The sequence below is a fragment of the Sulfitobacter sp. genome (assembly GCF_039977885.1).
In the GTDB taxonomy this organism is placed as follows: Bacteria; Pseudomonadota; Alphaproteobacteria; order Rhodobacterales; family Rhodobacteraceae; genus Sulfitobacter.
This window is the reverse complement of record NZ_JBDWCI010000020.1, coordinates 156,426-175,233: the sequence shown is the minus strand read 5'-3', so window position 1 is coordinate 175,233 and position 18,808 is coordinate 156,426. Positions and strand designations below refer to the sequence as shown.

The window sequence follows — 18,808 nt, the reverse complement described above, 5'->3', positions numbered from 1 at the left end:
TGCGGATAACGCGACAGATACAGGGCATCACCGTGCAGGACCAGACAGCTCAGATTGAATGGCGTGAGGGGCGTGTGCCCGTTTCAACCCAGTTTGACGATCCGTATTTCAGCCTCGAGAACGGCATGGCCGAGACGGCGCATGTGTTTCTGGCGGGCAATGACCTGCCTGCGCGCTTTTCTGACGGGTTTCATGTGGCTGAACTTGGCTTTGGCACGGGGTTGAATTTTCTGGTGGCGCTGCAAGCGTTTCGTGACTGCGGATGTGGCGGCAGGCTGCATTTCACCAGTTTTGAGGCCTTCCCGTTGGATATGGACGACCTGCGCACCGCACTTTCTGCGTTTGAGGGGTTGCCCGCTGATCTGGCCCGCGCACAGGATTATCCCGAGCGGCTGGAAGGGCCCGATTTCACCTTGCGCGTGATTGTAGGCGATGCGCGTGCCACATTGCCGGAATGGGATGGGCGCGCGGACGCATGGTTCCTTGACGGGTTTTCGCCTGCCAAAAATCCCGAATTATGGTCGCCCGAGCTGATGGCGCAGGTCGGCGCGCATACGGCGCAAGGCGGCACAGCCGCGACTTATACGGCAGCCGGATTCGTGCGGCGCGGATTGGCCGAGGCGGGTTTTGAGGTGAGCCGGGTTCAAGGCTATGGACGTAAACGTCATATGACGCGGGGGTTCATGCCATGACGCAGGGCAATAACATCCCGCTGGGTATCGTGCTGATGATCGCGGTGACAATGGTTTTTGCGGTGCAGGACGGGCTGTCCAAGCATCTGGCGGACGAATATAATGTGCTGATGGTGGTGATGATCCGCTATTGGTTTTTTGCGGCGTTTGTTATCGCCATTGCCAAACGCCACGCGGGGGGCATCCGTGCCGCGGCACGCACGGTGCAGCCGCTCCTTCAGATTACGCGTGGCCTGCTGCTGAGTTGTGAGATTTGCGTGATGGTCGCGGCTTTTACCCTTTTGGGTATGGTTGAAAGCCATGCGGTTTTCACCTGCTATCCGCTGATCATCGCGGCGCTGTCCGGTCCGGTATTGGGCGAGCACGTTGGCTGGCGGCGCTGGGCGGCGATCGGGGTAGGCTTTGTCGGGGTGATCATCATCCTGCAACCGGATGGTGGTGTGTTCGACATTCGTGCGCTGGTGCCATTGCTGGCTGCGATGATGTTCGCGCTTTACGGGCTGCTCACGCGGTTCGCAGGCCGTCGTGACACCACGGCAACCAGCTTTTTCTGGACAGGGACCACGGGGGCCGTGGCCATGACGGGCATTGGCCTGTGGTTCTGGGAGCCGATGGCGGGGAGCGATTGGGTCTGGATGATTTGCCTATGCCTGACGGGAGTGACGGGGCACTGGCTGCTGATCCGGTGCTACGAGGTGGCCGAGGCCAGCGCCGTACAGCCTTTTGCATATCTGCAACTGGTTTTTGCCGCAGCCATCGGCATCACTGTATTCGGAGAGACACTGCGCACCAATGTCGCCATTGGATGCGCAATTATTGTGGCTGCCGGTCTATTCACCTTTTGGCGCGAACGCCTTCAGCGTTGAGCCGATCAGCTCTTCGTAGAAGGGGATCGGCAGGGCTTCACGCCCCAGACGCGCGCGGTAGATGGGCAGGCTTTCGGTAACGCGCATGATATAATTCTGCGTCTCCCGGAAGGGCACCATTTCGATCCAATCCACAACATAGATATCCCCCATTCGCGGGTCGCCGTATTCATCCATCCAGCGGATCGGGCGGCTGGGACCTGCGTTATAGGCGGCAGAGACCATCACCACGTTCCCGTCAAAACGCCCTGCCAGCGTCGACAGATACTGTGACCCCAGTTGCGCATTATAGACCGGATCAGCCGTGAGCCTGTCTGTGCTGTGTTCAGCGCGCCGGCCCAGACCGGTGGCCACTTCGAGCGCCGTGGCAGGCATGATCTGCATCAGACCCCGCGCGCCGACGCCCGATTGCACAACGGGGTCAAATTCGCTTTCGCGGCGTGCAATGGCCAGTGACATTTCGGGCGCCATGGGCAAGTCCGCGTCCTTGAGCGGGTGGAGCGCGTAATAGGGCGCTGCAATTTGCAGGCCTCGGCTGGCGGCGCGTTTGCCGATCATTACCGCGAGATGAGGTTGGCCCACGTCAATTGCCGCTTGGCCCAGCAGTTCGAGATCCGGCTCTAGCAACTGCTCGGCCAGATGGGTCCAAAACCGTTCGGCAAGGCTCATCTCGCCCGAGGCTTGCAGCAGCAGACCCGCCTCGAACAAGGGTGCGGCAGCCAATGGGCTGTTGCGCCAGTCGTTGGCGGGGGGCAGGCCTTTGAACTTTTCAGGGAAGGGGATGCCGGCACGCTCGGCGGCAAGCAGGCCATAGAATGAGGTCTGGTAATTCGCACCCATGGTATAAGCTGCTGTGGCACCTGCACTGTCGCCAGCCGCCTCCAGGGCGCGGCCCTGCCAATAGCCTGCGCGCCCTTTGCTGATCGGGCTTGCCACGGCTTTGTCGTGGTTCATGAAATGCCGGTGCGCCAACATCGGATCGTCGAGAAAGCGCAACGCGATATAGCCCGAAAGCCATTCCAGATCTGCGTAGTCGGAGCCCTCGGTCAGGCCATGCTGTGAGGCCATCGTATAGGCGCGCTTAGGATCGCCCGAGCGCATTTCATCGCGCGACAGCGCGCGGCGGCGGTTGCCCCATGCGGCGGGGTTCCCCAGTGTTTCGATGGATTTGGAAGCCTCTATCATCAAATCCTTTGCGTCTTCGGAGCGCCCCTCGCGGATGCGCCATTCGAACCTTGCATGGTTCACGCCGCCGGTGGCTTTGAGCGTTGCAGGCAGGGCTTCGTAGGTAGAGACCGCGTCGCCTGTCCGCCGGTAGAAGGCGATCCGCGACTTTGCCATGCGCTCGGCTTGGGTGCTGGCGAGCCCATACATTTGCCCCGCGGAGTCGTATTCGCGCTGCCAGACCATCTCGTCCAGGCGGGCATCATGATGGGGCTGCAAAAGCTCGGAAAAATCGTCCAGAAACAATGACTGTGAGGTGCTGTTCATGGGCATTGTGCGCCATGCGAGCACCAGATTGGTTTGGGCGCGGCCAATGGCACCTGCTTCGATCAGGGCTTTTGCGTGGGCCAGTACCCCGCGCGGGGTCTGGGCGGGGTTTTCATTAAAGAACGCGAGTATCTCGGTATCGGATTGCTTGATGACTTCGGGTTCTGAGCGTCTGCGCAAATACGCCATGCCGGGCCAGTCGGGGCGGCGTGTCACAAAATCCAGTATCTCGGTGTAGCTGCCTTGCTGGGCGCGCAGGCGGTGCCACAAGATAACATCTTCGGCCACTTTGCCGTCGCGCTGTGCAATGCGGGCGGCACCGTCAAAATCGCCGCTGCGCACCGCGTCCATCGCCCAGCCGAGCGGACGAGGGCGTTCTGCGAGCGATGGTGACGCCGTGGCACACAGCAGCAACAGGGCCGTCAGATAGTGTCTCATGGCTTGCATTTCCTATCTCGCTCGAAGTACAGCCTGTAAACATAGACCATATGCGCTTTTGTTCAATTCACACCATTGCGCGCAGGCGGTCTTTTACCTGCGGTCATTTGATCGTATCACGGGAGGGGCCCATCGGTCTCCAGCACAATAAAAGGAGCGTGCACATGTTTTCAGGTTCTATGCCTGCCCTCGTCACGCCGTTTCGCAACGGCGAGCTGGATATTGAGACGCTCAAGAAGCTGGTGGAATGGCATGTGGGCGAAGGTTCTAACGGGTTGGTGCCTGTGGGTACCACAGGCGAATCGCCGACATTGACGCACCGTGAGCATGAGCTGGTTGTCGAAGAGGTCGTTAAAGCAGCCGCAGGCCGGATTCCGGTTATTGCAGGCGCTGGCAGCAACAACACGCTGGAAAGCATCCGGTTGGCCCAGCACGCAGAAAAGGTCGGTGCGGACGGGCTTTTGGTAGTCACGCCCTATTACAACAAGCCCACGCAGCGCGGGTTGATCGCGCATTTCACGGCTGTGCATGACTGTTGCGCATTGCCGATTATTATCTACAACATCCCCGGCCGTTCGGTCGTGGATATGACGCCAGACACCATGAGTGAGCTGGCCAAGCTGCCGCGTATTGTCGGGGTCAAAGACGCCACAGGCGATTTGGCACGGGTCTGTGACCAACGGATGGCCTGCGGGCCGGATTTTATCCAGCTATCGGGCGAGGACGCGACTGCGCACGGGTTTAATGCCCAAGGCGGGGTCGGCTGTATCTCGGTTACGGCGAATGTCGCGCCCAAGCTTTCCGCGCAGCTGCAGGCCGCCTGCGCCAAAGGGGATTATGCGACCGCATTGGACGTGCAGGACCGTCTGATGCCACTCCATAAGGCCATCTTTACCGAGCCCGGCCTTGTTGGCGTGAAATATGCAATGTCTCGCCTTGATCTTTGCTCGGAAGAGGTGCGCCTGCCTCTGACGGGGCTGGCGGACGAGACACGCGCGCTGGTTGATGCCGGTCTGCGGCATGCGGGTTTGCTGGACTGAATTTATTCGCGGGCGCGCAAGCGCCCGCCGTGTAACAGTCCCGCGGTCTTAAAGCACCATTTCCATATATGCTGCCTCGCAGCCGCTAAGGGCGGGGACCGGTATCATTGACTGCGTCACAAAGCCCAAACGCTCATAGAATGAAACCGACAGCGGATCGGATATAACGCTTAATGCGGTAAAGCCCTGAGTCTGGGCAACAAGCATTAACCGGAACCACAGCAGGCTGCCAATGCCCGTGCCCTTGAGCTTGGGGGTGACATAAAAATTGCAAATCTGACCTGTTTTCCCGTCTTTGGGGTCAAGGGAAATGCACCCAACGATTTCTGACCCTTGCTCTGCGACCCAAAACGGATGGCGGAGCATGTCTGTTGTGGTGATCTCCATCGTATTGCGTGCGGCAAAGCGGCTCACCATCCGGGCGTCATAGCCGGTTTCCTTGAGCGCGCAGTCTGCAAGCGCACTCAGGCTTTCGCTGTCGGCGGTTGTGGCGTCGCGTAATGTTGTATCTGCTCTCATCATCTTTTTCCGTAGTATAATCCGACAACATGCTCTGCCTGGGCAAAGAACAACCAGCGTGCGGTAAGCACACCAGCCACATGGGCAACAACCGCAAGCAAGGCGAGCCAGTGGCTGAATGGCATTAAGAGCAGGATAATCGGAAGTGCTGCCATCAGTATGATCGAGATCAATCGTAGCTTGAGGGCGTGTTTGCGCCCGATCACATAGACGAATTCGCGCAACAGATAGTTGGTGCCCGTGTGGGGTGGCTCGAAGGCGCGAACCGTCCCGCGGTCACCTAACCCCGTGGCTGTTGCGATGTCTGTACCGCTATTGCCCAGCGCACTATCACCGCGCAGCCATGCGGCGATCTGGATGCCGCCAGCCGCCGCCAACAAGAAAATGGTTGTATTGCCCTGATCCGCAAGGATCGCACCGCCGGCAAGGCAGATCGAGATAAAGTTCGCCGGTGTGTAGCCGCTGTTCCAGCGGGGGACCGTTTTGAGCTGGCCATAGATCATCGAGGTGGTGAAGACGGTCCCCAATGAGGCAGCAGCCCCCACCAGCCCCACAAGCGCCCAGCGTGTGTCAAAGAACACCAACCCTGCGCCATAAAATGCCATCACTACCAATGCCGCCACAGCGCACCATGCTTCGCGTGACAGCCAGCTCGAACGCCACTGCGAAAAGGCTTTGAGTGCCCGTTCGGGGTGCCCAAGATGAAAGGTCGAGGAAATCAGGCCGCCCACCGCTAATAGATAAGCCAGTGCAAAGAACACGAAAGCCACCCAGCCGGTGGGCACAAGCAGCCCAAGACCCAGAAACACCAGCAAGCCAAAGCCCAAGCCGGAGAAAGTCGAGAAGAAGATGACGGAAGGTGCGGGATGCATCAGAGTTTCTCCAGCGTTTTATCCAGCCAGCTTAGAAAGCCTTTGGTTTCGGTCGCGACAGGTTCAAGGAAGGGGGCGAGGATATCAATTCTGTCATCAGGGGCCGACAGCTGGTCCTTGGGCCGTGGGGGCAGGTATTTATTGACGGGTCTGGTGCCTTGTTCAGGCATAAGGTCCATGCCCCCGCGCGCGGTCACGAGTTTGCTCACGTCTGATTCAGGATCGCCCAAGTCGCCAAAGTGGCGGGCACCTGCGGGGCAGGTCCGCACGCAGGCAGGCTGGCGGTCTTCTTCGGGCAGGTTTTCATTATAGATACGATCAACGCATAGGGTGCATTTCTTCATCACGCCTTCGGCCTGGTCCAGCTCACGTGCGCCGTAAGGGCAGGCCCAAGCGCATAGGCCGCAGCCGATACAGTCACTTTCGTTCACCAGCACAATGCCGTCTTCGACACGTTTATAGCTGGCACCTGTGGGGCAGACGGTGACGCAGGGGGCGTCTTCGCAATGCAGGCAGGACTTGGGGAAGTGAACAAGCTGGGCGTCACCCTTTGCGGGCTGGACCTCATAGCTGTGGACCCGGTTGAGGAAGGTACCGGACGGATTTGCGCCGTAGGGCTCCTGATCGCTGAGAGGGGCACCGTAGTTTTCGGTGTTCCAGCCTTTGCAGGAAATCACGCAGGCATGGCACCCCACGCAGGTATCCAGATCTATTACGAGACCAAGTTTTTTGTCTGTATGGGATGGTAGAGTGGTCATAGGCTGTACCCCGCAGCCACGAGAAGAGGGGGGCCAGCCCCCATTGGCCTTTGGCCAATTCCCCCGGAGTATTTATGGCTAGAGAAAATAGTGGAAATTTTGGTCATCATTGGCCCCCCTTCCATTTGAGCATAGGTGGGGCTTTTGCGACCGGGGATTTCTGGGCTGGTAGAGTTGGTCGAGACTGTGCGTCAGCGGGTGCATCGACCTTGCAAATAGCGACTTTGAGATCGAACCAAGCGGCTTGACCGGTGATGGGGTCGGAGTTTGTCCATCGCATGCCATCGCCTTTGGGGGGCATGAGTTCGTGGATCAGGTGGTTGAGCAGGAAGCCTTTGGTGGCTTCTGGCGCGGCTTCGTCCAGTGCCCATGCGCCCTTGCGTTTGCCGATGGCGTTCCATGTCCAGATTGTATTTTCATTAAGCGCTGCCATTTCCATCACTGGTACTGTGATCGCACCATGGGGGGAGGTGATGCGTGCCCAATCGCCGTCTTGTAGGGCGTGCGTGCGCATTAGTTTGGTGGGTAGGTACATCGGATTATGGCCGTGCAACTGGCGCAGCCATGCATTTTGGCTGCCCCATGAATGGTACATGGCCATGGGGCGTTGGGTCAGCGCATTGATGGTGAAGCCCTCGTTGCCTTGTTGGTCGGTCTCGTACCAGATTGGCAGGGGCGACATGGTCTGTTTGATGCGCTCGCGCAGGTGGTCAGGTGGTTGGCGCTCTCCGTGGCCTTCGGCGGCCAGTTGAAATCTGCGCATGGGTTCGACGTAGAGGGAAAACAGATAGGGCTGCGGGCTGTCGAAGATGCCCATCTTCACGGCCCAGTCCTGATAGGCCATGCTCCAAGGTTTATAGTAGTTCGCGCCATCGGGAATATGTTCCACGAAGAAGCCGCCGTTTTCGATGTAGTTATCAAGTTGGTCGGGATTGGGGGCGCCGCGGCCGGCTTGGGGGCCATCTGGCCCTTTGCGCCAGCCTGACAAGGGGCCAATCCCGGGGCGGCGTTCGTGAGAAACGATGTAATCGGCGTAATCCGCGTATTTCTGGCTGCCGTCGTCGTTGGTGAAGGCCGGCAGGCCAAGCTTGGCTCCTAGGTCACATAATGCGGACTGGAAGCCTTTTACGTTGCGGTCGGGCTCGATCACGGGCCAGCGGATCGCATCGGCGGCGGCATCTGCCTCGCAAATCGGGCGATCGAGCAGGGAGATGCAGTCGTGGCGCTCCAGATAGGTGGTGTCAGGTAGGATCAGGTCGGCATAGGCGACCATCTCGGAGCTATAGGCATCGGAGTAGATGATATGCGGGATGACGTAATCGCCGCTGTCGTCTTTGTCGGTGAGCATCTGCATGACGCCCGAGGTGTTCATCGAGGAGTTCCACGACATGTTTGCCATATACAAAAACAGCGTGTCGATTTTATAAGGATCGCCAGCGTGGGCGTTTGAGATCACCATATGCATGAGCCCGTGCGCGGACATGGGGTTTTCCCATGTGAAGGCTTTGTCGATGCGGGCAGGCGTACCATCCTCTTTGAGGGCAAGGTCCTGGGGGCTTTGCACAAAGCCCAGATGGGGACCATCAAGCGGGCAGTCTGATGTTGATTTGCAATGGGGTTTTGGGTGCGCGGTTGCGGGTTTGGGATAGGGCGGTTTGAAGCGAAACCCGCCCGGGACCTCGACGGTGCCGAGCAGGATTTGCAGCACATGCAGCGCGCGGCAGGTTTGGAAGCCGTTTGCGTGCGCCGAGATCCCCCGCATGGCGTGGAATGAAACGGGCCGGCCTGTCATGGAGCTGTGGTGTTCGCCGCGGAAATCGGTCCATTCATGGGCCAGCTCAAAGGATTCCTCAAAGGCCACGCGCGCCAGTTCGGCTGCCATGGTGCGGATGCGTTCGGCGGAGATGCCACAGCGTTCAGCTACGGCTTCGGGGGCGTATTGCGGGTCCAGATAGATTTCGGCCATTTGGTGAAACACGGGCCGGTGGGTGATGCCTTTGACGGTGTGGGTGGCGGAGAGATCAGGCCGTACGCCTTTTTTATCATAAGCGGTAAGCTTGCCGGTGTTGCGATCGATGACCAGCTCTTTGCCTTTCTTGTCACGCAGTTTGAGGCCGTATTCGGATGAGGTTTTGTCCCCGTTGATCAGCACAGCGGCATCGGTGTATTGCGCGAGATAGTGCAGATCGACCTTACCTGCCTGCATCAGGCAGTGGATCATCGAGAGAATAAACAGCCCGTCAGTGCCGGGGGTGATCCCGATCCAGTCATCGGCCACAGCGTTATAGCCGGTGCGGATGGGGTTTACGCCAACCACCCGCGCGCCGCGCGCCTTTATCTTGCCCAGACCCATTTTGATCGGGTTGGAATCGTGATCCTCGGCCACGCCAAACAGCATGAACAGTTTGGTGTGGTCCCAATCCGGTTGGCCGAACTCCCAGAACGCGCCACCCATTGTGTAGATGCCCGCCGCCGCCATGTTGACCGAACAAAAGCCGCCGTGCGCGGCATAGTTCGGCGTGCCAAAGGATTGTGCCCAGAGCGAGGTGAAGCTTTGCGACTGATCACGCCCTGTAAAGAAAGCCAGCTTCTCGGGGTTTGTCTCGCGGATTGGCTTCAGCCAGCCTGCGGCGATTGCATAGGCTTCGTCCCAGCTGATTTCTTCAAACTCGCCTGAACCCCGCGCGCCCACACGTTTTAACGGCGCTTTGAGACGCGATGGCGCGTTGTGCTGCATTATGCCGGCTGACCCTTTGGCGCAAAGAACGCCTTTGTTGACAGGGTGATCCCGGTTGCCTTCGATATAGGCGACCTTCAGATCGCCAAGCGGGTCTTTTTTCATGTGCACATTGATGCCGCAGCGACAGGCGCACATGTAACAAGTTGTTTTGCGGATCTCGTCGGACACTTTTGGGCTCAGGTCTAGATTGGGCTGTCTATGGGGCATCGTGATCCTTTCTCGCAACCTGGGCGCTTGGTGTGTCTAGATCAGTGTTTGTGCTTCGCGGGCGATGTAGAGCTCTTCTTGGGTCGGAACGACATAGGTCGGGATGCTGCCCAGCCATTGTAGGTGGTCTGTGATGGCGTTGCGGATCAGGGCAGAGTTTTCGCCAATGCCGCCGGTAAAGGCGATGGCGTCCACGCCGCCCATTGCTGACACCAGCGATCCTGCTTGGCGTGCGATCCAGTAGCAAAAATGGTCTATGGCAAATTGGGCGTCCGGGGTTTGAGCCGCCTCAAGGGTGCGCATGTCGGCGCTGAGCCCAGAGAGCCCCAGCAAGCCGGATGCGTTATGGAGCAGGTGGTCCGCTTCATCGACGCCAAACATGCGCACAAGGCGTAACACAGCGCCGGCATCGATCTCACCTGCACGGGTGCCCATGGTGAGGCCGCTTAGCGGGGAATAGCCCATCGTTGTGGCAACTGATCTACCGTCAAGTATCGCGCATAAGGACGCGCCGTTGCCCAGATGCATGGCCAGCAGGCGTGCGGGAAGGGTTTGCGTCTGCTCGGGGAGGGTGCGGACCACAGAGGCATAGCTTGTCCCGTGAAACCCGTATCTGCGCACCCCGTTCAGCTTGGGGTGATCAGGCAGGGCAAAGCGGTGGGCTATGGGCGGGATAGTGGCGTGGAACGCGGTGTCAAAGCTGGCGAATTGGGGCAGGTCGGGGGCGGCGGCGCTCATCGCATCAATAGCTGCCAAATGGTGAGGGTTGTGGAGAGGCGCAAGCGGAATGCAGGTGGCGATTTCGTCGCGAACCTCAGGCGTGATCCGTTGTATTTGGGTCAGGGTGGTTCCGCCATGCACCACGCGGTGGGCGACGCCGTCCAACGTATCAAGTGTGATGCTATGTTGCTCAAGAGTCTCAAAGATGTTTGCCAAAGCTGCAGCGTTATCAGGCATGTGCAGGGAGTGTTTTTTGCCTGCAACCTCCAGCTGGCCTGCTCCGCCAATACCGGTTGCTTCTATCCGAAGGAGTTCAGACAGCGCCCCGTCAAAAAGCGCTGTCTTGATCGATGATGAACCTGCATTCATCACCAATATGGAGGGTTTGTTCAAAGGATCAAACCGATGGCTCGCGCATGTCAGCGGCGTCAATGCCGGCAACCTCGACGGGCTTTTTCATCGCGTCACGGCGGAAGGGATCGCCCAGCTCTTGGTTGATCATCGCCTCAATCAGCGTTGTCTTGCCGTGGTTCATCTGGTCATCCAGCGCCTTTGCGAGGGCTGCTGTCAGCTCTTCTTGGGTGCGGGCGACGACGCCTTGCAGGCCGCAAGCCTGCGCGATGCCCGCATAAGATACGTCTGTGTCCAGCTCGGTGCCGACAAAGTTGTCATCGAACCACAGGGTCGAGTTGCGTTTTTCCGCGCCCCATTGGTAGTTGCGGAACACGACTTGGGTCACTGCAGGCCATTCGCCGCGGCCAATTGCCGTCAGCTCGTTCACTGCGATGCCGAATGCGCCGTCACCGGCAAAGCCCACAACAGGCGTGTCAGGCTGGCCAATCTTTGCGCCGACGATGGCAGGCAGGCCGTAACCGCAAGGGCCGAATAGGCCGGGGGCCAGATATTTGCGGCCTTCGGTAAAGGAAGGATAAGCGTTGCCGATGGCGCAGTTGTTGCCGATGTCAGAGGAAATGATCGCCTCTTGCGGCAGTGCGGATTGGATCGCGCGCCATGCCATGCGGGGCGACATCCAGTCAGGCTTGGCTGCGCGGGCGCGCACGTTCCAGTCTGTGCCGGGATCGTCGGCCTCGTCTGTCATCGACGTCAGCTCTTGGGCCCATGCGGATTTGGTCTGTGCGATCACGGCTTTGCGGTCATCGCGGCCTGTATCGCCTGCGGTTTCGGCCAATTTTGCGGCGATCGAGGTCGCGACTTTGGCGGCATCGCCGACGATGCCCACGGTGACTTTTTTGGTCAGGCCAATGCGGTCGGGGTTGATGTCGACCTGAATGATTTTCGCATCTGTGGGCCAGTACTCAATGCCGTATCCGGGCAGGGTGGAGAACGGGTTGAGACGTGTGCCGAGGCACAACACAACATCCGCCTTCGAGATCAGCTCCATACCGGCCTTGGACCCGTTATAGCCCAGCGGCCCTGCATAAAGCGGGTGGTTGCCGGGGAAAGCATCGTTGTGCTGGTAGCCAACGCAAACGGGTGCATCCAGTTTTTCAGCCAGCACGCGGGAGGCCTCGATGCCGCCTTTCGCGAGCACCACGCCCGCGCCGTTCAGGATGACGGGGAATTTCGCAGTGGAGAGCATTTCCGCTGCCTTGCTCACTGCATTGTCGCCGCCCTGTGGCAGCTCAAAATCCACAACTTCGGGAATCTCGATGTCGATCACTTGAGTCCAGAAATCGCGCGGGACGTTGATTTGTGCAGGAGCGGAGGCGCGTTTGGCCTGCATGATCACGCGGTTCAGCGTTTCGGCCACACGGGAGGGATCGCGCACCTCTTCCTGATAGGCGACGCAATCGGTGAACAGGTTCATCTGTTCCATTTCCTGAAAACCACCCTGACCGATGGTCTTGTTGGCGGCCTGCGGAGTCACCAGCAAAAGCGGAGTATGGTTCCAATAAGCCGTTTTCACAGCCGTGACAAAGTTGGTAATGCCGGGGCCGTTTTGCGCGATCATCATCGACATTTTGCCGGTGGCGCGGGTGTAGCCGTCCGACATCATGCCGGCAGAGCCCTCATGAGCGCAGTCCCAAAATTTGATGCCAGCCTTGGGGAAGATGTCCGAAATCGGCATCATAGCTGAGCCGATAATGCCAAAGGCATGTTGGATGCCATGACGCTGGAGCGTTTTTACGAAGGCTTCTTCCGTGGTCATCTTCATGAGGAGGGTCCTTGGATTAATATGTGAAGGCGAATCTGGTTAAGCGCAACTTAGGGTCTCGGGTGAAAAAGCGTTAGGGCCAGAAATTAGGGCGGAATAGAACCAGTGTCTGTCATGGAAGCAATCCCTGATGCAAGCGCTTGCAGGCCACTGTTGATCCGGCTCGCCGGAATGGATGAGTAGCCCAGCCTGTAATAGTTGCGCGGTCGCTCCTCTCCTCCAAAGAACGATTGCCCGGGCTCGATCAGAACACCTTTGCTGTGCAGGCGGTCGGCTAGTACCTGTGTGTCGATCCCTTCGGGTGCACGCATCCAGACGGATGAGCCGCCATGTGCGCCCTGACCGGCCAGATCAAGGCCGTATTGGGCGATGCCTTCTTCCATTCTCAATCGGCGTTCGTGCAGGGCGTTTCCCATGCGCCGCACAAGCGCATCATAATGACCCAGAGAGAGGAAATAGGATGCTGTACGCTGGATGTGACCGGGCGGGTGGCGCAGCACAGAGGCGCGAAGGGCGCGTGCTTCGCGGATGAAGGGTTCGGACCCGACCAAATAGCCAAGGCGCAGGCCGGGGAACATGGATTTCGAGAAGCTGCCGACATAGATCACGCGCCCGTCGGTATCGAGCGATTTGAGTGCGGGCGAAGGGGCGCGCAGAAACGATGTCTCGAATTCATAGTCATCTTCGACAATCAGGGCATCTATTTCACGGGCGCGTTCGAGCAAGGCGTGCCGCCGGTTCATCGGCATGGTCGCATTGGTAGGGCATTGATGGCTGGGAGTGGTGAAAATGACGTCTGAATCCGGCGGGATCGCTTCGGGTGGCATGCCGTCCTGATCCACGCGAACGGGCGTGACGTGGCAGCGTGCCTGCACCAGAATGTCGCGCAACGCATGATAACAAGGGTCTTCTAGTGCTGCGCGGCGGCGTTGTGTCAGCAGTACCTGAGCCGATAACCACAGCGCGTTTTGTGCTCCCATGGTGATCAGGATTTGTTCGGGTGCGGCGGTGATCCCACGCCGTGGAAGTGTATGCCGCGCGATGAATTCAACGAGCTGTGTATCGTCGCGATCAAAGTAATCTGACGTCATCGAGCTAAAATCCCGCTGCCCGAGTGCTTGTAGCGCGCACAGCCGCCAGTTGGCGTGGTCAAACAGCGTCTGATCCGCTTGGCCATAGATGAACGGGTAGCGATAGCTGGACCAATCGGCCGGTTTGCGTGGGGTGACGCCGCCGCTGAACCGTTGCCCGATTGCGCGGGACCAGTCTACGGCGTCCAATTGGTCAGGGCTGGCGGTGAAGGAGGGCGGAGAGGGCGCGTTTTCGGAGACATAATAGCCTGATCTGCCTTTGGACATCAGGTAATCATTCGCCAACAATTCGGTATAGGCGATGGTCACAGTGATCCGGCTGACCCCCAGATGTCCGGCCAGTTTGCGGGTCGAGGGGAGTTTTTCGCCGCGCCGGAATTGCCCCGACAGGATGCCGCGGGCGATCATCTGCTGAATTTGTGATTGCAGGGTGCCTTGGGCATCCGGTGACAGAAAAAAGGTTTCAACAGGTAAGGCCATAGGATTAGCCTATATTGGACCTAATGTTGAGTCAAACTGGCATTATTGGAAGATGAATTAACGCCTGAAAGAGAGGCAAGGCAGTACAGTCGCCGAAAATTGCAGTATTATCGTGAGACTTTAGGTTTCATTTTTTTGGCCCGAGCCATGCCTTGACCTAGAAAACACGCCGGGCATAGAGCCGCGTCTCGGTCACGGATAAGCATGGCCGCGCTGTGTCTGCACCGGTGTAGGGTTGGGTGCGTAGGTCGGGAAACAGGTCGAACAGTTCTTCGCGCGCGGCTATCGCCATGTCTTCCTTGGCGATGCTCCCTGCGTGTAGGCTTTCGGTTAGGGTGCCGTTGGCGGTGATGATCTGGTGACGTTCAAAGCCGATGTGAACATAGGTGACGCCTTGGGGCGGGGTTTGGGCTCTGATTGTTGTATCGTTGAGCAACCCTTTGGCGGGGGCGAGAACCTGTTCTTCGCCAAATAGTAACTGCGCGCGCCAGCCGTCCAGCAATATGCGGTGTTGAGGGGAGACGATAAGATCGCAGCTTGGCAGGTTGGGGCCAAGGCTGCCTGCCTTGATCACCACAGGCCGCAGTTCAGGGGATTGGTTAAGCTTGTGCGCAGGCGTGTGTGTGCTGCTGGTGAAGGCAACAGGCTGCGGGCCGTCATCCTGCGTGAGAACGATATCGCCTTTTTCGATGTCTGCCACATCGCGAAGCCCGAACGGGGTGGCGATCATGGTGCCGGGGGTGAAGCAAAGAATTTGCCCGATTTCAAAACCGACGAGGCCGAAAGATTCCGGCACATGGGCGGATTCTCCATCGCCGGTTTCTTCGTCGAATTTTGCCGTGACGTTACCAGTGGCACCAGTGATGCTGTTGCCGGACCCGATGACAACATTGCCTGCGTCCGGATCATTGAGGGATTGGGTTTCGCCAAACACGGCCCCATTGGTCAGTGGCCCGCCAAGGCCAAAGGAGGTATTGGCCGTGGTGAGGTTGTCATGCAGCGCCGCAAACCCTTCAGAGCCGTCGCCGCCGGTGGAGACGGCAATCCAGCCAACGGATTCACCGGTGTTGACCCCGTCCGAGAGCGAACCCTCCTGCAGTTGCACATCGAACCCGTCCGAGGTGACATTAAATGGGTCGCTATCCACAACGTCGGTGTCATTCTGGCTCATTACATTGGTCAGGATAACCGGCGTGTCGGTGTGTCCCCCTTCGAGCGAGACCGCGCTGGCCGTATCCGTGGCGGTCGTTGTGCCAGCTTCGATGATGCGACCATCATTGAGCATGTGAACGCCGCTTTCTACAGCGATCCAGTTGATGGTTTCGGTGGCCGGGTGCGGCCCGTCTTCGTCTTCCCATTCATCTAGAATGAAGCTGAAGCCGGTTTCATCCACCGAGACGACCCGCAGTGAGAACTCATTGCCGCCGGCATTGGTGGAGGACAGGTGGATGACGGCGTCTTCCAATGGTTCGGTAAAATCGATCCGAACGATTTCACCGTCGCCAAAGCCACCACGCGTTAGACTTCCAACCTCACCAATAGGCATATCAGGTCTCCAAAACTCACATTTAAGTGAACGCTTTTTTAAAATTGAATCTGGGCGGTTTTGCGCTGTGATTGTGGCGCGCCGGTGCAGTCTGACAGCTTTTTGGACGTATCTACGGGGAGATTTCGTGTTTTCCCCTCAGATATGAGGCGGCCGAGCGGGCTGGCGTGGCAGTCATGCAAAAAAAGGCCCCGCAAATCTGCGGAGCCTTTGATCGGACCTAGGTGTGTTGTGGATCAGCTCAGGACGCGGCCCAACGCGCCGTCAACGGCGTTGATGATCTGGTTTATGTCGTCCTTGGTGCAGATCAGCGCGGGCGAGAAGCACAATGTGTTGTTCTTGCCAGGTAGCGACCGGTTGGTCGCGCCGATGATCACGCCTTGCTGCATGCAGTCTGCGACAATTGCGCCGACGATTTTTTCGGGCAGCGGTTCTTTGGTGACGCGGTCGGTGACCAGTTCGGCCCCAAGAAACAGCCCCTTGCCGCGCACCTGACCAATGGCGGCATGTTTGTCCTGTAGCGCGCCAAGTTGGTCGAGCATGTGGTCGCCCATGGCCGTGCAGTTCTCGAGAAGGTTCTCGCGTTCGATGATTTTCATATTCTCGATTGCAGCCGCGGGGCCGGCTGTGCAGCCGCCAAAGGTAGAAATGTCGCGGAAGTAATCCAGATGGTCAGAGGGGTTTTCCTTGAACATGTCAAACACGGCTTCGGTCGTGACCAGACAAGAGATCGCAGCATAGCCAGAGGCCACACCTTTGGCCATTGTCACCATGTCGGGCACGATGCCGTAATGCTGGTAGCCAAACCATGTGCCGGTGCGGCCTACGCCGCAGACGACTTCGTCGATGTGCAGCAAAATATCGTATTTATCACAAATCTCGCGCACGCGTGGCCAGTAACCTTCGGGTGGGGTGATCACGCCACCGCCAGCGGTCACTGGTTCAAGGCAGAGCGCGCCAATGGTGTCAGGGCCTTCGCGCAGGATCACTTCCTCGATGAGGTTCGCGGCCCAGACGCCATAGTTTTCGTCGGGGGCACCGTCCTGTTCATGCTTGCGGTACTCAAGGCAATGAGGCACGCGGATGAAGCCGTCGGGGAAGGGGCCGTATTGTGCATTGCGCTCATCCTGCCCGCCGCAAGCCATCGCGCCGATGGTGCTGCCGTGGTAATCGCGGTCGCGGTACAGGATTTTGTGCTTTTTGCCGCCATAGCGTTTGTGCGCGATCTGGCGCACCATCTTATAGCCCTTCTCGTTGGCCTCGGACCCTGACGAGCAATAATAGACACGGCTCATGCCGGGCATTTTGTCGATCAACATCTCGGAAAAGATCGAGCCGGGCACCGATCCGGCCGAGCCACCGAAAAAGTTCAGCTTTACCAGCTGGTCCCGCACGGCATCGGCGATTGTTTCGCGGCCGTAACCTACGTTGACCGTCCAGACACCACCGGCCACGGCATCAAGATGCTCTTTCCCTCTCTGGTCCCAAACACGCATGCCTTTGCCTTCCACGATGATGCGCGGATCTGTTGTTTCGTATGGCTTGTGCTGGCTCAGGTGGTGCCACACATGAGCGCGGTCGGCCTCGACAATGCGGGAGATGTCATTTTCGTTGAATGTACCGTCCATGATGACGACCTTTCATGTGTGGGTGGGAAATCAGGCGTCGTTCGCCTGAACATTACCATATCAAGGCGTGTTTTTGCGACGAAAAATAGGGCCAGTATAGGCCGATGTTTAGTGCCATATTTGATATTTCGAGATTTGGCTTTAATTCTCGGCCGGCTGTCGCTTGTGAAAAAGCCTGTAGGTGCTGACTGGACTCATGCTGTGTAGGGAACTGGGCCTTTGTTTTGCTTGATCTGGCTCCAGAGTGATACATGTCCTTGCTGTGAGCGGAGGGTGCATATTTTTTGAGCGTTTGGGAGCGGATTGGCTGGAGTACAAGAAAATGTTTGGAAGTGCGTTGACTGGTCGCCTGCGTTAAAAATCTAATTTGCGCGTTGTTGAACCTAAGAGTCTCAAAAAGCATATGAAACCTTCTTGCATGTATTGCACCCATCACTCAGGATACCTGCGTCACTTGTGCGAAGCCGCAAGATACGATCCCGAGCTTTGAAAACAGGGCCGGTAAAAAACTAACTGGGAGTTATCTATAATGATGAAGAAAACAGTCAGCGCGTTCGTCGCAGGTGCCGTAATGGCCATGACAACCGGCGCAGCATTTGCCCAAAGCAGCGATGAAATTACAGTCGCTTATTTCCTGGAGTGGCCAATGCCGTTCCAGTACGCCAAAGAAATGGGCACCTATGAGGAAGCGCTCGGTAAGAAAATTAACTGGGTGAGCTTTGACAGCGGTGTTGCAATGTCCGCAGCCATGGCATCGGGCGATGTGCAAATCTCGGTAAGCCAGGGTGTCCCACCTTTTGTTGTTGCCGCATCGGGCGGTCAGGATATTCAGATCGTAGACGTTGCCGTTTCCTACTCTGAAAATGACAACTGCGTTGTTGCCTCGGGCCTCGAGATCGACAAAACATCCGCCGCCGAACTGGCGGGTAAAAAAGTGGCGGTGCCGCTTGGTACCGCAGCGCACTACGGGTTCCTCAAGCAGATGAGCCACTTTGGTGTGGATGTATCGGGTATGTCCGTCGTTGATATGGCACCCGCCGAAGGTGCCGCAGCGTTGAGCCAAGGTGCCGTTGATATGGCATGTGGTTGGGGCGGTGCGCTGCGTCGTATGAAGGAATCCGGTAACATCCTGTTGACCGGTGCCGAGAAAGAAGAGCTGGGTATTCTGGTGTTTGACGTCACATCTGCACCTGCTTCTTATGTGTCCGAGAACGGCGAGGAATTGGCCAAATTCCTCAAAGTAACAGCAGATGCCAACGCCATGTGGAACGCCGGTGGTGAAGATGCTGCGAAAATGCTGCCTGTTATCGCAAAAGATGCGGGTATGGACGAAGCTGCAACTGCCGAAACACTGGCTGGCTTTGCCTTCCCCTCGGTCAAAGATCAGCTGGGAGCCAAGTGGCTTGGCGGTGGCGCACAGACATTTATGGGTGGCGTTGCCGAGGTTTTCCTTGAAAGCGGCTCCATTGACAAAGGTCTGGAGAGCTATAGCGGGACAGTGAATGTTGGGCCGCTAGAGGCTGCCAAAGGCCTGTAATTCGGTA

Annotated in this window: 14 protein-coding genes; 4 read left to right on the top strand and 10 right to left on the bottom strand. The window is 58.0% G+C overall.

Annotation, left to right across the window (positions count from 1 at the left end; all coding sequences use genetic code 11):
* Window positions 1-32 precede the first annotated feature (32 nt).
* Both mnmD and ABJM03_RS14475 read left to right on the top strand, forming a co-directional pair.
* A complete protein-coding gene (gene mnmD, locus ABJM03_RS14480) occupies window positions 33-692 on the top strand; it encodes a tRNA (5-methylaminomethyl-2-thiouridine)(34)-methyltransferase MnmD (RefSeq protein WP_348418556.1) in 660 nt (219 codons plus the stop codon).
* On the top strand, window positions 689-1,558 hold the full coding sequence (locus ABJM03_RS14475) for a DMT family transporter (protein ID WP_348418555.1): 870 nt from the start codon (window positions 689-691) through the stop codon (window positions 1,556-1,558). Before mnmD ends, ABJM03_RS14475 begins: the two co-directional genes overlap by 4 nt.
* Here the strand turns inward: ABJM03_RS14475 and ABJM03_RS14470 are convergent.
* Window positions 1,523-3,487, bottom strand: coding sequence for a lytic transglycosylase domain-containing protein (locus ABJM03_RS14470; protein ID WP_348418554.1), 1,965 nt, complete (start codon window positions 3,485-3,487; stop codon window positions 1,523-1,525). The genes ABJM03_RS14475 and ABJM03_RS14470 overlap by 36 nt on opposite strands.
* 164 nt (window positions 3,488-3,651) lie before the next feature.
* Here ABJM03_RS14470 and dapA point away from each other — a divergent pair, with 164 nt between their 5' ends.
* Window positions 3,652-4,527 (top strand): 4-hydroxy-tetrahydrodipicolinate synthase, encoded by an 876-nt coding sequence (dapA, locus tag ABJM03_RS14465; RefSeq protein WP_348418553.1) that lies wholly within the window; start codon window positions 3,652-3,654, stop codon window positions 4,525-4,527.
* Window positions 4,528-4,575: 48 nt separating this feature from the next.
* On the opposite strand, the gene ABJM03_RS14460 is transcribed toward dapA, so the two are convergent.
* The 9 genes from ABJM03_RS14460 to ABJM03_RS14420 all read right to left on the bottom strand — a co-directional run bounded on the left by ABJM03_RS14460 (window position 4,576) and on the right by ABJM03_RS14420 (window position 17,264).
* Window positions 4,576-5,046, bottom strand: a complete 471-nt coding sequence (locus ABJM03_RS14460) for a GNAT family N-acetyltransferase (RefSeq protein WP_348418552.1) — start codon at window positions 5,044-5,046, stop codon at window positions 4,576-4,578.
* Window positions 5,046-5,918, bottom strand: a complete 873-nt coding sequence (locus ABJM03_RS14455) for a DmsC/YnfH family molybdoenzyme membrane anchor subunit (RefSeq protein WP_348418551.1) — start codon at window positions 5,916-5,918, stop codon at window positions 5,046-5,048. The genes ABJM03_RS14460 and ABJM03_RS14455 overlap by 1 nt, the downstream gene beginning before the upstream one ends.
* Entirely contained in the window at window positions 5,918-6,676 is a 759-nt protein-coding gene (locus ABJM03_RS14450; protein WP_348418550.1) for a 4Fe-4S dicluster domain-containing protein, read from the bottom strand. Before ABJM03_RS14450 ends, ABJM03_RS14455 begins: the two co-directional genes overlap by 1 nt.
* A gap of 106 nt (window positions 6,677-6,782) precedes the next feature.
* Complete coding sequence (locus ABJM03_RS14445; RefSeq protein ID WP_348418549.1) at window positions 6,783-9,623, bottom strand: molybdopterin oxidoreductase family protein; 2,841 nt, start codon at window positions 9,621-9,623, stop codon at window positions 6,783-6,785.
* A gap of 36 nt (window positions 9,624-9,659) precedes the next feature.
* Entirely contained in the window at window positions 9,660-10,736 is a 1,077-nt protein-coding gene (locus tag ABJM03_RS14440; RefSeq protein ID WP_348418548.1) for an acetate/propionate family kinase, read from the bottom strand.
* Window positions 10,737-10,740: 4 nt separating this feature from the next.
* A complete protein-coding gene (gene xsc, locus ABJM03_RS14435; RefSeq protein ID WP_348418547.1) occupies window positions 10,741-12,519 on the bottom strand; it encodes a sulfoacetaldehyde acetyltransferase in 1,779 nt (592 codons plus the stop codon).
* An 86-nt stretch (window positions 12,520-12,605) separates the two neighbouring features.
* Complete coding sequence (locus ABJM03_RS14430) at window positions 12,606-14,090, bottom strand: PLP-dependent aminotransferase family protein (protein WP_348418546.1); 1,485 nt, start codon at window positions 14,088-14,090, stop codon at window positions 12,606-12,608.
* A 157-nt stretch (window positions 14,091-14,247) separates the two neighbouring features.
* Window positions 14,248-15,636 carry a Hint domain-containing protein gene (locus ABJM03_RS14425; RefSeq protein WP_348418545.1) on the bottom strand — a complete coding sequence of 463 codons (1,389 nt, stop codon included), beginning with the start codon at window positions 15,634-15,636 and terminating at the stop codon, window positions 14,248-14,250.
* Between the two features lie 236 nt (window positions 15,637-15,872).
* Complete coding sequence (locus tag ABJM03_RS14420; protein WP_348418544.1) at window positions 15,873-17,264, bottom strand: aminotransferase class III-fold pyridoxal phosphate-dependent enzyme; 1,392 nt, start codon at window positions 17,262-17,264, stop codon at window positions 15,873-15,875.
* A 532-nt stretch (window positions 17,265-17,796) separates the two neighbouring features.
* On the opposite strand from ABJM03_RS14420, the gene ABJM03_RS14415 reads away from it, so the two are divergent.
* A complete protein-coding gene (locus ABJM03_RS14415) occupies window positions 17,797-18,801 on the top strand; it encodes an ABC transporter substrate-binding protein (protein WP_348419141.1) in 1,005 nt (334 codons plus the stop codon).
* Window positions 18,802-18,808 lie beyond the last annotated feature (7 nt).

What these genes read in the sequence shown, in the direction of transcription:
- ABJM03_RS14455 (WP_348418551.1), bottom strand. Translation starts at nt 5,918, where the DNA reads ATGCATCCCGCACCTTCCGTCATCTTCTTCTCGACTTTCTCCGGCTTG.
- ABJM03_RS14475 (WP_348418555.1), top strand. Translation starts at nt 689, where the DNA reads ATGACGCAGGGCAATAACATCCCGCTGGGTATCGTGCTGATGATCGCG.
- ABJM03_RS14450 (WP_348418550.1), bottom strand. Translation starts at nt 6,676, where the DNA reads ATGACCACTCTACCATCCCATACAGACAAAAAACTTGGTCTCGTAATA.
- ABJM03_RS14430 (WP_348418546.1), bottom strand. Translation starts at nt 14,090, where the DNA reads ATGGCCTTACCTGTTGAAACCTTTTTTCTGTCACCGGATGCCCAAGGC.
- xsc (WP_348418547.1), bottom strand. Translation starts at nt 12,519, where the DNA reads ATGAAGATGACCACGGAAGAAGCCTTCGTAAAAACGCTCCAGCGTCAT.
- ABJM03_RS14470 (WP_348418554.1), bottom strand. Translation starts at nt 3,487, where the DNA reads ATGAGACACTATCTGACGGCCCTGTTGCTGCTGTGTGCCACGGCGTCA.
- ABJM03_RS14420 (WP_348418544.1), bottom strand. Translation starts at nt 17,264, where the DNA reads ATGGACGGTACATTCAACGAAAATGACATCTCCCGCATTGTCGAGGCC.
- ABJM03_RS14445 (WP_348418549.1), bottom strand. Translation starts at nt 9,623, where the DNA reads ATGCCCCATAGACAGCCCAATCTAGACCTGAGCCCAAAAGTGTCCGAC.
- ABJM03_RS14415 (WP_348419141.1), top strand. Translation starts at nt 17,797, where the DNA reads ATGAAGAAAACAGTCAGCGCGTTCGTCGCAGGTGCCGTAATGGCCATG.
- dapA (WP_348418553.1), top strand. Translation starts at nt 3,652, where the DNA reads ATGTTTTCAGGTTCTATGCCTGCCCTCGTCACGCCGTTTCGCAACGGC.
- ABJM03_RS14460 (WP_348418552.1), bottom strand. Translation starts at nt 5,046, where the DNA reads ATGAGAGCAGATACAACATTACGCGACGCCACAACCGCCGACAGCGAA.
- ABJM03_RS14425 (WP_348418545.1), bottom strand. Translation starts at nt 15,636, where the DNA reads ATGCCTATTGGTGAGGTTGGAAGTCTAACGCGTGGTGGCTTTGGCGAC.